Below are 13,567 nucleotides of genomic sequence, written 5' to 3' on the forward strand. Positions count from 1 at the left end.
CTCAATACCGTGACAGAGCAGCGGGTGTTGCGCCCTGTCGACGCCATCGCGGACGCGCGCAGCCCGCGGGGTGGCTTTTGCAGTCATCAGGAGAACCTCACCAGCAGGAGTGCCGCCAGAAGCAGGAATGTGCCGCCCAGCATGGACAGTGCGTACGAGCGGACGAAGCCGGTCTGCAGGCGGCGCAGGCGCCCGGATCCACCACCGAGTGCGGCGGCGATGCCATTGACCGCGCCGTCGACGCCGCGGTTGTCCACGTAGACCAGTGCGCGGGCGAGCCAGGTACCCGGGCGGCCGACCAGCGTCTCGTTCAGGGTGTTGCCGTAGAGGTCGTTGCGGGCGGCCTTGACCACGACCGAGACCCGCTCGGGCCGTTCCACCGGAACGTCCTTACGGCCGACGAAGAGCCAAGCGGCCAGTGCGCCCACCACGGACAGCGCCACGGTGAGGAACGGGACCAGCAGATGCGGGATGACGCTGTGGCCACCCTCTTCGAGCGGACCGACCACCGGCGAAAGCCATTCGGCGAACCGGTCGCCGAGTGCGAAGAACGCACCGGCGCCGACCGAGCCGATCGCCAGGATGATCATCGGCCACTTCATCACCGCGGGCGATTCGTGCGGGTGGAAGTCGCGGCCGTCGCTGGACTTGATCTCCTTCCAGCGTTCCTTGCCGAAGAAGGTCATCACCATCAGGCGTGTCATGTAGAACGCGGTAAGCCCGGCGCCGAGCAGTGCCGCGCCACCCATCACCCAGCCACGCCAGCCGCCTTGGCTCAGCGCCGCTTCGATGATCGCGTCCTTGGTGAAGAAGCCGGAGAGCGGCGGGATGCCGATCAGGGCGAGGTAGCCGAGTGCGAAGGTCCAGAAGGTGACCGGCAGGTGCTTGCGCAGCCCGCCGTACTTCCGCATGTCGACCTCGTCGTTCATGGCATGCATGACCGAACCGGCCCCGAGGAACAGCCCCGCCTTGAAGAAACCGTGTGCCACCAGGTGCATGATGCCCAGCGCGTACGCGATCGGCCCGAGGCCGACGGCGAGCATCATGTACCCGATCTGGCTGACCGTGGAGTACGCCAGGACCTTCTTGATGTCGTCATAGGCGCAACCGATGACGCACCCGATCAGCAGCGTGACCGTACCGACGAGGGTGACGATCAGCCTGCCGTCCGGAGTGGCGTTGAAGATCTCGTGCGCACGGGCGACCAGGTAGACGCCGGCGGTGACCATCGTCGCCGCGTGGATGAGGGCCGAAACCGGGGTCGGGCCCTCCATCGCGTCCGGAAGCCAGGCCTGCAACGGGAACTGGCCGGATTTACCGCAGGCACCCAGCAGCAGGAGGATCGCGATGGCGGTGATCGCGCCGGTCGGGATCTTGTCGATCGCGCCGAAGACCTCGGCGTAACCGGTGCTCCCGACGTACTTGAACATCAGGAAGATCGCCAGCGCGAGCCCGACGTCACCGACGCGGTTCATCAGGAACGCCTTCTTCGCCGCGGTGGCCGCGGACGGGCGGTCCTGATACCAGCCGATGAGCAGGTACGACGCGAGGCCGACACCTTCCCAGCCGAGGTACAGCGTCACGAAGCTGTTGCCCAGCACCAGGATCAGCATCGAGGCGACGAACAGGTTGAGGTAGGCGAAGAACCTCGACCGGTCACGGTCCTCAGCCATGTAGCCGATCGAGTAGAAGTGGATCAGCATGCCGACGCCGGTGATCAGCAGGACGAACGTCAGCGAAAGCGCGTCGATCCGGAGTCCGAAGTCGACCTGCAACGCCGATACCGGGATCCACGAGAACAGCTTGACATCCGCGATGTTCTTCGTGTCGGCCGTGAAGAAGAGGATCAGGCCGTACACAAAGGACAGTGAGACGGTCGCACTGCCGAGGAGGTGCCCCCAAGGGCGGGCGCGTTTACCGGCCAGCAGGAGAACAAGGGCGCCGAGGGCAGGGAAGGCCACCAGCAGCCACGATGATGCGGTCAACTTGAATTCCAATCAGTCGCGCGGAGCGCGTCCAACAAGGGTGGGCGGCGGGGATGAGGTGGCACTCCCTAGTACTTCAGCAGGTTGGTGTCGTCGACCGAGGCCGAGCGCCGGGTGCGGAAGATCGCCATGATGATCGCCAGTCCCACCACGACCTCCGCGGCGGCCACGACCATCACGAAGAACGCCATCACCTGGCCGTCGAGCGTCCCGTTGATCCGGGCGAACGTGACCAGTGACAGGTTCGCCGCGTTCAGCATCAGCTCGATGCACATGAACACGACGATCGCGTTGCGGCGCACCAGCACCCCGACAGCGCCGATGGTGAACAGCAGCGCGGACAGGAGCAGGTAGTACGTCGGGGTCATTCCTTCTCCCCTTCAGGCTTGCCCACGAGAGCGTGCGGGCCCACAGCGTCGCCGGTGGTTCCGGCGACCTGCTTGCGCTCGTCTTCCAGCCGTGAGGCCGAAGTGGACTCGATGATGTCCGAGAGCGACTCCGGCGCGATCGAACCGTCCGGCAGCAGTGCCGGGGTGGCGATCGAGTTGGCGGTCGCGAAGACGCCAGGGCCGGGCAGCGGAGAAGGCCTGTCGTGCTTTCCGGTGAACCGGTCGACGACGAGTTCCTTCTGCGACTTCTTGCCGCCCTTGGCGTGGCGGTCGGTGAAGGCGAGCACCATCGCGCCGAGCGCGGCGGTGATCAGCAGCGCCGACGTGAGCTCGAACGGGAACAGGTACTTGGTGAAGATGAGCCGTCCCAGGCCGCCGGGCCCGCCGCCGTCGAGGTTCGCCGGGTCGAGCGGCATCGCCGGGGTGACGTTGGCCAGCGAGCGGGCGAGCCCCGCCGCGAGCAGCCCGCCGACGCCGATGCCGAGCAGGGTCGCCATGACCCGTTGCCCGCGCAGGACTTCGACGACCGAGTCGGAACTCTCCCTGCCGACCATCATCAGCACGAACAGGAACAGCATCATGATCGCGCCGGTGTAGACGATGATCTGCGTGAAGCCGAGGAACGGCGCCTGCTGGATCATGTACAGCGCGCCGAGGCACAGCATGGTCAGGACCAGCCACAGCGCCGAGTGCACGGCGTTACGGGAGAAGATCATGCCGAATCCGCCGAGCAGCGCGATCGGACCGAGCACCCAGAAGGCGATGGTCTCGCCGGTGGTGATCCCGGCCGACACGTCCGTCTGGGCGAGGAAAGCCGCGATCACTTGACGGGCTCCTTCGGCTCAGCCGGCTGCCGTGCGAGTTCCGGGCCGTTGACGTAGTAGTCCTGCTCGTTGTCGCCGAGCCGCATCGGATGCGGCGGCTGCTCCATGCCGGACAGCAGCGGCGCGAGGAGGTCTTCCTTGGTGTAGATCAGCCTTTGCCGGTCGTCGTCGGCCAGCTCGTAGAAGTTGATCATCGTCAGTGACCGGGTCGGGCAGGCCTCGACACACAACCCGCAGCCAATGCAGCGCAGGTAGTTGATCTGGTAGTCGGCGCCGTACCGCTCACCGGGCGAGAAACGTGCCTCTTCGGTGTTGTCGCCGCCTTCGACGAAGATCGCGTCCGCCGGGCAGGCCCACGCGCACAGCTCGCAGCCGACGCATTTCTCCAGCCCGTCCGGATGCCGGTTCAGCTGGTGCCTGCCGTGGTAACGCGGAGCGGCGGGGGCGCCTGCCTCCGGGTACTCCTCGGTGGCGACCTTCTTGAACATCATCCCGAAGGTGACACCGAAACCCTTGATGGGATCAAACATCCCCATCGCCGGCCTCCCTTCCACTGGAAACCGCCGCGGGCTTGCGCTTGGCAGCCCGGGCTTCGGCCTTCGCGACGGCCTTCTGACGCGGAGTCTGATCCGGGACCTGCAGGTCGAGCGGCGGCACCGGGAACCCGCCGCCGGTCACCGGGACGTAATCGTCGTCGGGGACCTTCTTGTCCGGCAGGAGCAGGCTCAGGATGACGACGACGAGGATGAGCGCGCCGCCGCCGATGAGGATTTGCGGTGTGCTCAGCCCACCGGAGTTCTTGATCGCGCGGACCGTGACGATCACGACGATCCAGACCAGGTTGACCGGGACCAGTACCTTCCAGCCCAGCCGCATGAACTGGTCGTACCGCAGCCGCGGCAGCGTGCCACGCAGCCAGATGAAGCCGAACAGCAGGATGAACAGCTTCGCGGTGAACCACAGCAGCGGGAGCCAGCCCTGGTTGAGCGCGTGATCGGCGCCGACGAACGGGAACTTCCAGCCACCGAGGAACAACGTCGTCGCGAACGCCGAAACGATCACCATGTTGACGTACTCGGCGAGGAAGAACATCGCGAACTTCATCGAGCTGTACTCGGTGTGGAAACCGCCGACCAGCTCGGATTCGGCCTCGGGGAGGTCGAACGGCGCGCGGTTGGTCTCACCGACCATGGAGATCAGGTAGATCACGAAACTCGGCAGCAGCAGGTAGAAGTACCAGCCGCTCTGCTGCGATTCGACGATCTGCGAGGTCGACATCGAACCCGCGTAGAGGATGACGCCCACAATGGACAGACCCATCGCGATCTCGTAGGAGATCACCTGCGCCGCGCTTCGCAGTCCACCGAGCAGCGGATAAGGCGAGCCGGAAGACCAGCCGGCCAGCACCAGGCCGTAAACACCGATCGAGGAACAGGCCAGGATCACCAGTACACCGACCGGCAGGTCGACCAGCTGGAGCGTGGTCCGCTCGCCGAAGATCGAAACCACCGGGCCGAACGGGATCGCGGCCAGCGCGATCAGCGCGGGCACCGCGGAGATGACCGGGGCGAGGAAGTACACCTTGCGGTCGGCGGTGTCCGGGATGATCTGTTCCTTGAACGGCAGCTTGATCGCGTCCGCCAGTGACTGCAGATAACCGCCGGGACCGACCCGGTTGGGGCCGGGACGGTTCTGCATCCGGCCGACCGCCTTACGCTCCCAGACGATCAGGAAGATCGTCAGGATCGGGCCGATCAGCAGGATCACGACCGTCTTGATCAGGATCAGCCACAACGGGTCGTCCGCCAACAGCGCGGCACGCTCGGCGGCGTCCGGCACCTGACTGAGCAACGGGGTCACTTCTCACCTCCGGTGAGGTTGACGGCGGAGCCGTGTCCTGCGCCCAGGGAGGCGCGGACGGCCGAGCCGTCGGAGTTGCCCGGGAGCCACACGACACCGTCCGGCAGGTCCGCGACCTCGACCGGCAACGTGATGGAGCCGCGTTCGGTGGAGACCTTCACGCTGCCGCCCAAGCCTTCGGCGGTCTTCGCCGAGAGACGGGCGACGACCTCGCGCTGGGTGCCCTTGAGGTGCGGCTCGTCGTCCTGCAGCGAACCGTTGTCGATCAGCTGGCGCCAGGTGGCGAGGAGGACCTTGCCGTTCTCGGGCTCGGGACGTGTCATGAAAGGGTCTTTCAGGACAAAATTTGTCTTGAAAGACCCTTTCATGACACTTGGAAGCTTCGCGAGGTCGGCGGCAGCGGCGGCCGGGGTCTGGGTGAACAGGTCCGCGTCCATTTCGACGGCGAGGGTGTCGAGCACCCGGCAGTCCGGCAGCGCGCCGGTGCCTTCGAGGGTGACAGCGAACTCGCGGCGGCGGCCTTCCCAGTTCAGGTAGGTGCCAGCCTTCTCGACCGCCGGGGCGATCGGGAGGACGACGTCCGCGTAGTCGGTGACCCCGCTGGGCCGCAGTTCGAGGCTCACCACGAACTTCGCGTTCTCGAGCGCGCGGCGGGCCAGCTCCGGGTCCGGCAGGTCGTCCGGGTCGACGCCACCGACGAGCAGGCCGTCGATGTCCTGACCGGAAGCGGCATTGAGGATCGCCGTGGTGTCGCGGCCTTCACCGGCCGGAAGCGTGACGCCCCAAGCCTTTTCGATCTCGGCGCGAGCCGCGGCGTCGGTGACCGAGCGGCCACCGGGCAGCAGTGTCGGCGCCGCACCCGCCGCCAGGGCACCACGCTCACCCGCACGACGCGGGATCCACGCGAGCCGGGCGCCGGTGCGCTCCACCAGCCGGTGCAGGGCCGAGAACAGGCCGGGGACCTCGGCGGCGCGTTCGCCGACCAGAATCACCGATCCCTCTGCCGCCAGTGCCGCGTCGACGTCCTGCGCGTGCTGCGCGATTCCGTCGATCGCGGCGGCCTCGGAACCCGGCGCGCAGGCCAGCAGCTCACCGAAGGTCTTACGGACCGAGGAGGTGGTCCACTGTCCCAAGTGGACGACGCGGGTGCGGTTCTTGCGGGCCGCCTTGCGCAGCCGCAGGAACACGATCGGCGCCTCGTCCTCCGGCTCGAACGCGACACACAGCACCGTGCGTGCCCGCTCGATCTCACCGAACGTGACGCCGCTTTCCGGCGTCGTCCCGACGACGTGCGCGGCGAGGAAGCTCAGTTCCTCGGCCGAATGCGGACGTGACCGGAAGTCGATGTCGTTAGTGCCCAAGGCGATCCGCGCGAACTTCGAGTACGCGTAGGCGTCCTCGACGGTCAGGCGGCCACCGGTCAGCACCGCGGCACCCTTGCCGTCACGCGCTTCGGCGAGCCCGGCCGCGGCCGCACGCAGCGCGTCGGTCCAGGAAGCCTCTTCCAGCACCCCGTCGGCGTTGCGGATCAGCGGACGGCGGATGCGGTCTTCGGCGGAGGAGTAGCGGAAGGCGAATCGGCCCTTGTCGCAAAGCCACTCTTCGTTGACCTCGGGGTCGTCGCCCGCGAGTTTGCGCATGACCTTGCCGCGGCGGAAGTCGGTCCGCTCGGCACAACCCGACGAGCAGTGCTCACAGACACTCGGCGCGGACACCAGGTCGAACGGCCGCGAACGGAACCGGTACGCGGCCGACGTCAGCGCGCCGACCGGGCAGATCTGGATGACGTTGCCGGAGAAGTACGACTGGAACGGGTCACCGGAGGTGGTCCGGGAGGCCAGGTCCAGCACGTCCGCCGTCTCGGCGGTGCCGATCTGCTGGTGTACACCGCGTTCGAGCAGTTCGATGAACGGGTCGCCGGCGATCTCGCGGGAGAACCGGGTGCAGCGCTGGCAGAGCACGCAGCGCTCCCGGTCCAGCAGCACCTGCGAGGAGATCGGCAGCGGCTTCGCGAACGTCCGCTTCGTGTCCACGAAACGGGATTCCGTGCGGCCGTGCTCCAGCGCCTGGTTCTGCAGCGGGCATTCGCCGCCCTTGTCGCAGATCGGGCAGTCCAGCGGGTGGTTGATGAGCAGCAGCTCCATCACACCCTGCTGGGCCTTGTCCGCGACGGCCGAGGTCAGCTGGGTCTTCACGACCATGCCGTCGGCGACCGTCATGGTGCACGAGGCCTGCGGCTTCGGCATCGGACGGCCACCCATTTCGACCTCGACCAGGCATTGGCGGCAGGCGCCCGCCGGGTCGAGCAGCGGGTGGTCGCAGAAGCGCGGGATGACCGTGCCGAGCCGCTCGGCGGTGCGGATCAGCAGCTCGCCCTTGGGCGCGATGACCGTTTCACCGTCGATGACCAGCTTGACGTGGCCTTCGGGGACTGGAATGTCTGTGGACGTTTCGGGCTTGTCGGGTGCGATCGTCATGCCTGCGCCCCCACCAGGTCGCGCTTGTTTTCATTACACAGTGCCAGGAATTCATCCCGGAAGTACTTGATCCCGCTCTGGATCGGCGAGACGGCGCCGTCACCGAGCGCGCAGAAGGAGCGGCCGAGGATGTTGTCGCAGACGTCGAGGAGGGTGTCGATGTCCTCTTCGGTGCCCTTGCCCGCCACCATGCGCTCCAGGATCTGCGCCAGCCAGTACGTGCCCTCGCGGCACGGCGTGCACTTGCCACAGGACTCGTGCTCGTAGAACTGCGTCCACTTCATCACGGCCCACGGCACGGAAACGGTCTCGTTGAAGACCTGCACGGCCGTCGTGCCCAGCATCGACCCGGCTTCCGCCGCGCCCTCGAAGTCCAGCGGAACATCGAGGTGTTCCGTGGTGAACATCGGCGTGGACGAACCACCCGGCGTCCAGAACTTCAGCGGGACGCCGTCCTTCATGCCACCCGCCATGTCCAGCAGCTCGCGCAGCGTGGTGCCGAGCGGGCATTCGTACTGGCCGGGTTTCTCGACGTGACCGGAGATCGAGTAGATCTTGGGGCCGGGCGACTTCTCGCGGCCCATCTGGCGGAACCAGTCGGAGCCGCCGTTGATGATGTACGGCGCGCTGGCGATGGTCTCGACGTTGTTGACCGTGGTCGGCGCGGCGTAGAGACCGGCGGCGGCCGGGAACGGCGGCTTGAGCCGCGGCTGGCCACGGCGGCCCTCCAGCGAGTCCAGCAGCGCCGTCTCCTCGCCGCAGATGTACGCCCCGGCACCCGCGTGCACGGTGATGTCGAGGTCGAATCCGGAGTCGAGGATGTTCTTGCCGAGGTAGCCCGCTTCGTAGGCCTCTCGCACGGCCGCGTTGAGACGGCGGATGCAGTGCAGTGCCTCACCGCGGACGTAGATAAAGCAGTGGTGCGAACGCATCGCGTACGAGGCGATGATGCAGCCTTCGATGAGCGAGTGCGGGTCTGCCATCATCAGCGGGATGTCCTTGCAGGTACCCGGCTCGCCCTCGTCGGCGTTGATGACGAGGTAGTGCGGCTTGTCCTCGTTGGGCGGCATGAAGGACCACTTGATGCCGGCCGGGAAGCCCGCGCCGCCACGACCGCGGAGGCCGGATTCCTTGACCAACTGGACGATCTGCTCGGGAGTGCCCTTGAGCGCCTTGCGGATCGCGGTGTAACCCTCAAGGGCTTCGTAGGACTGGATCGTCCAGGAGTTGGGCGAAAGCCAGCGCTTCGTGAGGACCGGGGTGATCGGGTCAGCCATTACTTCTGCACCTCCGGCAAGGGAACGTCCTTCATCGCGGGAGCGATCCAGCCGCGGTCCTGCGCGACCTGCGCTCCCCGCAGGGTTTCGACGGCCTGCGAAGGACCGTCGACGTCCATGCGGTACTGCCGCGCGTCCTCCGGGAAGAACCCGGCGAGCTGGAGTTCGGCGCCCTTGAAGTCGCTCAGCGGCGCACCACGCGTCGGGGCGGGCTTCTTGCCTGCCCGCAACGCGTCGACCAGCGCGACGGCCTTGTCCTCGGTCTGGTTGTCGAAGTACTCGTAGTTGACCTGGATGACCGGCGCGAGGTCACAGGCCGCGAGGCATTCGGCGTGTTCGAGGGTGATCGAGCCGGGCTCGTTGGGTGTACCCGCGGTCTCGTTGTGCCCCAACGGCTTCTCCTCGGAACCGAGGTGCGTCTGGAGCTTCTTGTAGATCGCGTCGCCGCCCATGGCCGCGCAAAGCGTGTTGGTGCAGACGCTCACCAGATGCTCACCGCACGGGCGGCGCTTGTACATGGTGTAGAACGTCGCGACCGCGCTGACCTCGGCGTCGGACAGGTCCAGCTGCGCGGCGCAGAAGGCGATGCCCTCTTGGCTCACATAGCCCTGCACCGACTGCACGAGGTGCAGCAGCGGCAGCAGTGCGGAGCGGGACTGCGGGTAGCGCGCGATCAGGTTCTGCGCCTTGGCGTGGATCTCGGCGTCGAAGATGTCTTCGGGCTTCGCGTTCTCCAGGATCCCTTCCGCGAGGGCGGGATCCGGCGAGATCGCGATGACGTCGACATCACCGCCGGCGGCGACGTGGGTCTGCTCCGCCTGACGGGTGCCCGGTTCGGGCGTCGGCGTCTTTTCGGGCTGGTTGCTCAACGGTCCACTCCCCCCATGACGGGGTCGATCGAGGCGATCGCGGCGATGACGTCCGCCACCAGGCCGCCTTCGGCCATCGCGGGCATCGACTGCAGGTTCACGAAACTGGGTTCGCGCACGTGGACCCGCAGCGGCCTGGTGCCGCCGTCGGATACGAGGTGCACACCCAGTTCCCCACGCGGCGACTCCACCGTCGTGTACGACTGGCCTGCCGGGACCTTGAAGCCCTCGGTGACCAGCTTGAAGTGGTGGATCAGTGATTCCATCGACTGGCCCATGATCTTGCGGACGTGCTCGAGCGAGTTGCCGAGGCCGTCGCTGCCGAGCGAGAGCTGCGCGGGCCAGGCGACCTTCTTGTCCTCGACCATGACCGGGCCCGGTTCGAGCTTCTTCAGGCACTGCTTGATGATCCGCAGGCTCTGGTGCATCTCCTCGACCCGGATCAGGTACCGCGCCCAGCAGTCCGCGTCGGTCGAGGTCGGGATGTCGAACTCGAACTCGTCGTAGCGGGAGTACGGCTCGGTCTTGCGGAGGTCCCACGGGAGACCGGCGCTGCGCAGCACCGGACCGGTGACACCGAGCGCGAGGCAGGCGTCCACCGGCAGGTAGCCGACACCCTTGAGCCGGTTGCGCCAAATCGGCTGACCAGTGAAGAGCTTGTCGTACAAGGGAAGCCGCTCGTCCATCGTCTTGACGAACGCGCTGACCACCTCTTGGTAGTCGGCGGGCATATCCTGCGCGAGGCCGCCGGGGCGGATGAACGCGTGGTTCATCCGGAGCCCGGTGAGGTGCTCCAGCAGGTGCAGAACCTCTTCACGCTCACGGAAACCGAGTGTCATCGCCGTGGTGGCACCGAGTTCCATCCCGCCGGTGGCGATGTAGACCAGATGTGAACCGATGCGGTTGATCTCGCACAGCATCACCCGCAGCAGTTCGGCGCGGCGCGGTGCCTGGATGCCGAGCAGCTTCTCGACGCCGAGGCAGTACGCGAGTTCGGTGGAGAGCGGCGCGAGGTAGTCCATGCGCGTCACGAAGGTGACACCCTGGGTCCACGTGCGGTACTCGCAGTTCTTCTCGATCCCGGTGTGCAGGTAGCCGATGACCGAGCGGAGCTGGGTGACGGTCTCGCCCTCCATCTCCAGCACGAGCCGGAGCACGCCGTGTGTCGACGGATGCTGCGGGCCCATGTTGATGACCATGCGCTCGTCGTGGCGGGAGTCTTCGATGAAGTCTTCCCAGTCACCGCCGGAAACGGTGTAGACGCGGCCTTCGGTGGTGTCGCGGGAATCGGCTTCGGGGACGCTGTTGCTGCCCTCGGGAGAAGTGTCGGTTCCCGTCGTGACGTCGGAGAGGTTTTCGGTGCTCACGAGTACGACCTCCGCTGGTGATGACACGGCCGGGATGTGCGCGCCCGCAGCTCTTTGATGCTCACGAGTACGACCTCCGCTGGTGATGACACGGCCGGGATATGCGCGTCCGCAGGCAGGTGCTCACGAGTACGACCTCCGCTGGTCTGGCGGCGGGATCTCCGCGCCCTTGTATTCGACCGGGATCCCGCCGAGCGGGTAGTCCTTGCGCTGGGGGTGGCCGTCCCAGTCGTCCGGCATGAGGATGCGGGTCAATGCCGGGTGACCGTCGTAGACGATGCCGTACATGTCCCAGGTCTCCCGCTCCTGCCAGTCCGCGGTCGGGTAAAGCCCGACCAGCGACGGGACATGCGGGTCCTCGATGTCGAGCGTGACCTCGACGCGAATGCGGCGGCGGTAGGTCATCGACGTGAAGTGGTAGACCGAATGCAGCCGCTGCGGGACGTCGACGCCGTAATCCACCCCCGACACCGAGCTGAGCAGCTCGAACCGGAGACCGGTGTCGTCGCGCAACGTCCGCGCGATCTCGACGAGGTGCTCGCGGGCGACGTAGAAGGTGATCTCGCCACGGTCGACCGTGGTCTGCAGGATCGCGTCGGCCGGAACCTTGTTGTCCGCCAAGGCCGCGTAGAACTCGTCGGCGAACTCGTCGAACCAGCCACCGTACGGGCGCTCCGCCGGGGGCGGGCTGTACGCGGGGAGGCGGACGCCGCCGTAACCGGAGGTGTCACCGGTGCCGTGCACGCCGAACATGCCCTGGCGATCTTTACCGGTGACGACAGGTTCGGCCGGGCGGGCGCCTTGTGGCTCGAGGCCACCTTCCGGCCGGTCGGCGCTGGACTGCTCGCCGCCGGTCTCCGGGGTTTCGGGGGTTTCTTCTGGCACGTCGCTCACTTCTTCGCGTACTTGATCGAGGAGGCGATCAGCTCGGTGCGCTCACCGCTGGCGGCACGGATCGCGGCCCGGCGGGCGTTGATCGGCTCGTCCTGGATCTTGGCGTGCAGCTTCAGGATCGCGTCGAGCAGCATCTCGGGCCGCGGCGGGCAGCCGGGGAGGTACATGTCGACCGGGACGATGTGGTCGACACCCTGCACCACGGCGTAGTTGTTGAACATCCCGCCGGACGAGGCGCAGACGCCCATCGCCAGCACCCACTTGGGCTCGGCCATCTGGTCGTAGATCTGGCGGAGCACCGGCGCCATCTTCTGCGTGACGCGGCCGGCGACGATCATCAGATCCGCCTGGCGCGGCGTCGCGCTGAAGCGCTCCATGCCGAAGCGGGCGATGTCGTAGCGGGAACCGCCGACGGTCATCATCTCGATCGCACAGCAGGCGAGACCGAAGGTGGCAGGCCACATCGAGTTCTTGCGCGCCCAGTTGACCAGGCCTTCAAGACTCGCGAGAAGGATGCCGTTGGGGAGTTTTTCTTCGAGGCCCATGCTTCTCTAGTTCCAATCCAGGCCGCCGCGACGCCATACGTAGGCGTACGCGAAACCGACCGTCGCGATGAACAGCACGATCTCCACCAGGCCGAACATGCCCAGCGCGTCCGCGGAGACCGCGAACGGGTAGAGGAAGACCATCTCGATGTCGAACAGGATGAACAGCATCGCGGTGATGTAGTACGCGACCGGCATCCGGCCGCCGCCGACGACCGGCTGCGGCGACGGTTCGATACCGCATTCGTAGGCCGCGGTCTTCGCCCTGTTGGGGCGGCTCGGGCCGACCAGCGGGCCCAGCAGCACCGAGAGCACCGCGAAACCGAGAGCGAGGACGAACAAGAGGACCAGGGGGAGGTACATGTTCAGGTTGGGCACCGAAGGGGTGCCTGCCTGGGTCAGCACGGGCAACATCAGCACGGGGTTTTCGCCATCCTTTCCGCGCCGCTGCGGTTTTCGAGTCGGGGTTCACCGCTTCCCTCGGTCGGCACCCTAAGTCACTTGGGTCACACCTCCGGGGGTTAGGCAACCCTTACGGGCCGTGCATGACGAACCCCTTGCTTGTGAAATAGTTCACAAGCCTCCCGTCGAGGATGTGAAGCGATTCACAAAGCATGGCCCGAGTGTAGGACGTGACTCACATTCTTGTCCCTAGGCCCCGTGCTATAAGGCTGCCCTAACTTGGCCGCACGGCCAGTACGGTTTCTTCCGGCGTGCGGTACCGATGACCTGCGACGTCACCCCGAAGATCGACTCCTATGCGGGTTATGACCGGTTCTCCTCCTGTGACCGATACCACTGTCCGGCTTAGCGGGCAGTGGTCCAGACGTGCCGCGCGGCCCCCTTCGTGCGTGGCGATGCGGGAGCGGGGTGCGGAAAGCGGGCCGGGTGCGGGAGGGCGTGGTCGGGTTGTCGTGAGTGTGAAGGTAGTAAGGAAACCTTCACTACCTTCAGTCGCCGCTGTGGTCGCAGTGCATCAGCAGGCCTGCGGCCCGCGCGTGAAGGACCCCTTCCCTCGGCTCAGCCGAGGAAACTCGACCTTCACACCTTGCCTAGGTACAGGAAGGGGGCCTTCCTGTA

The 13,567-nt window shown here is 66.6% G+C and carries 12 protein-coding genes; all 12 read right to left on the reverse strand.

What is annotated here, in order from left to right; translation table 11 throughout:
- Window positions 1–86 precede the first annotated feature (86 nt).
- Window positions 87–1,985 (reverse strand): NADH-quinone oxidoreductase subunit L, encoded by a 1,899-nt coding sequence (gene nuoL, locus AB0M65_RS01395; protein WP_364019609.1) that lies wholly within the window; start codon window positions 1,983–1,985, stop codon window positions 87–89.
- Window positions 1,986–2,053: 68 nt separating this feature from the next.
- Window positions 2,054–2,353 (reverse strand): NADH-quinone oxidoreductase subunit NuoK, encoded by a 300-nt coding sequence (gene nuoK, locus AB0M65_RS01400; protein ID WP_076164289.1) that lies wholly within the window; start codon window positions 2,351–2,353, stop codon window positions 2,054–2,056.
- The gene (locus AB0M65_RS01405; protein ID WP_364019611.1) at window positions 2,350–3,198 is read right to left on the reverse strand and encodes an NADH-quinone oxidoreductase subunit J; all 849 of its coding nucleotides are present in this window, start codon (window positions 3,196–3,198) and stop codon (window positions 2,350–2,352) included. The genes nuoK and AB0M65_RS01405 overlap by 4 nt, the downstream gene beginning before the upstream one ends.
- Window positions 3,195–3,734, reverse strand: a complete 540-nt coding sequence (gene nuoI / locus AB0M65_RS01410) for an NADH-quinone oxidoreductase subunit NuoI (RefSeq protein WP_364019614.1) — start codon at window positions 3,732–3,734, stop codon at window positions 3,195–3,197. Before nuoI ends, AB0M65_RS01405 begins: the two co-directional genes overlap by 4 nt.
- On the reverse strand, window positions 3,721–5,058 hold the full coding sequence (gene nuoH, locus AB0M65_RS01415; RefSeq protein ID WP_364019617.1) for an NADH-quinone oxidoreductase subunit NuoH: 1,338 nt from the start codon (window positions 5,056–5,058) through the stop codon (window positions 3,721–3,723). The genes nuoI and nuoH overlap by 14 nt, the downstream gene beginning before the upstream one ends.
- On the reverse strand, window positions 5,055–7,535 hold the full coding sequence (locus AB0M65_RS01420; protein WP_364019620.1) for an NADH-quinone oxidoreductase subunit G: 2,481 nt from the start codon (window positions 7,533–7,535) through the stop codon (window positions 5,055–5,057). The genes nuoH and AB0M65_RS01420 overlap by 4 nt, the downstream gene beginning before the upstream one ends.
- Window positions 7,532–8,812 carry an NADH-quinone oxidoreductase subunit NuoF gene (gene nuoF / locus AB0M65_RS01425; protein WP_364019623.1) on the reverse strand — a complete coding sequence of 427 codons (1,281 nt, stop codon included), beginning with the start codon at window positions 8,810–8,812 and terminating at the stop codon, window positions 7,532–7,534. Before nuoF ends, AB0M65_RS01420 begins: the two co-directional genes overlap by 4 nt.
- Window positions 8,812–9,681 (reverse strand): NADH-quinone oxidoreductase subunit NuoE, encoded by an 870-nt coding sequence (nuoE, locus tag AB0M65_RS01430; protein ID WP_364019626.1) that lies wholly within the window; start codon window positions 9,679–9,681, stop codon window positions 8,812–8,814. Before nuoE ends, nuoF begins: the two co-directional genes overlap by 1 nt.
- Window positions 9,678–11,048 (reverse strand): NADH-quinone oxidoreductase subunit D, encoded by a 1,371-nt coding sequence (locus AB0M65_RS01435; protein ID WP_364019629.1) that lies wholly within the window; start codon window positions 11,046–11,048, stop codon window positions 9,678–9,680. The genes nuoE and AB0M65_RS01435 overlap by 4 nt, the downstream gene beginning before the upstream one ends.
- A 123-nt stretch (window positions 11,049–11,171) precedes the next feature.
- Window positions 11,172–11,933, reverse strand: a complete 762-nt coding sequence (locus tag AB0M65_RS01440; RefSeq protein ID WP_364019632.1) for an NADH-quinone oxidoreductase subunit C — start codon at window positions 11,931–11,933, stop codon at window positions 11,172–11,174.
- Between the two features lie 5 nt (window positions 11,934–11,938).
- Window positions 11,939–12,487 (reverse strand): NADH-quinone oxidoreductase subunit B, encoded by a 549-nt coding sequence (locus tag AB0M65_RS01445; RefSeq protein WP_005151847.1) that lies wholly within the window; start codon window positions 12,485–12,487, stop codon window positions 11,939–11,941.
- 6 nt (window positions 12,488–12,493) lie between these two features.
- On the reverse strand, window positions 12,494–12,901 hold the full coding sequence (locus tag AB0M65_RS01450; RefSeq protein WP_076164505.1) for an NADH-quinone oxidoreductase subunit A: 408 nt from the start codon (window positions 12,899–12,901) through the stop codon (window positions 12,494–12,496).
- Window positions 12,902–13,567: the final 666 nt, after the last annotated feature.

Origin of the sequence: Amycolatopsis sp. NPDC051071 (genome assembly GCF_040682875.1) — a bacterium.
Classification (GTDB): Bacteria; Actinomycetota; Actinomycetes; order Mycobacteriales; family Pseudonocardiaceae; genus Amycolatopsis.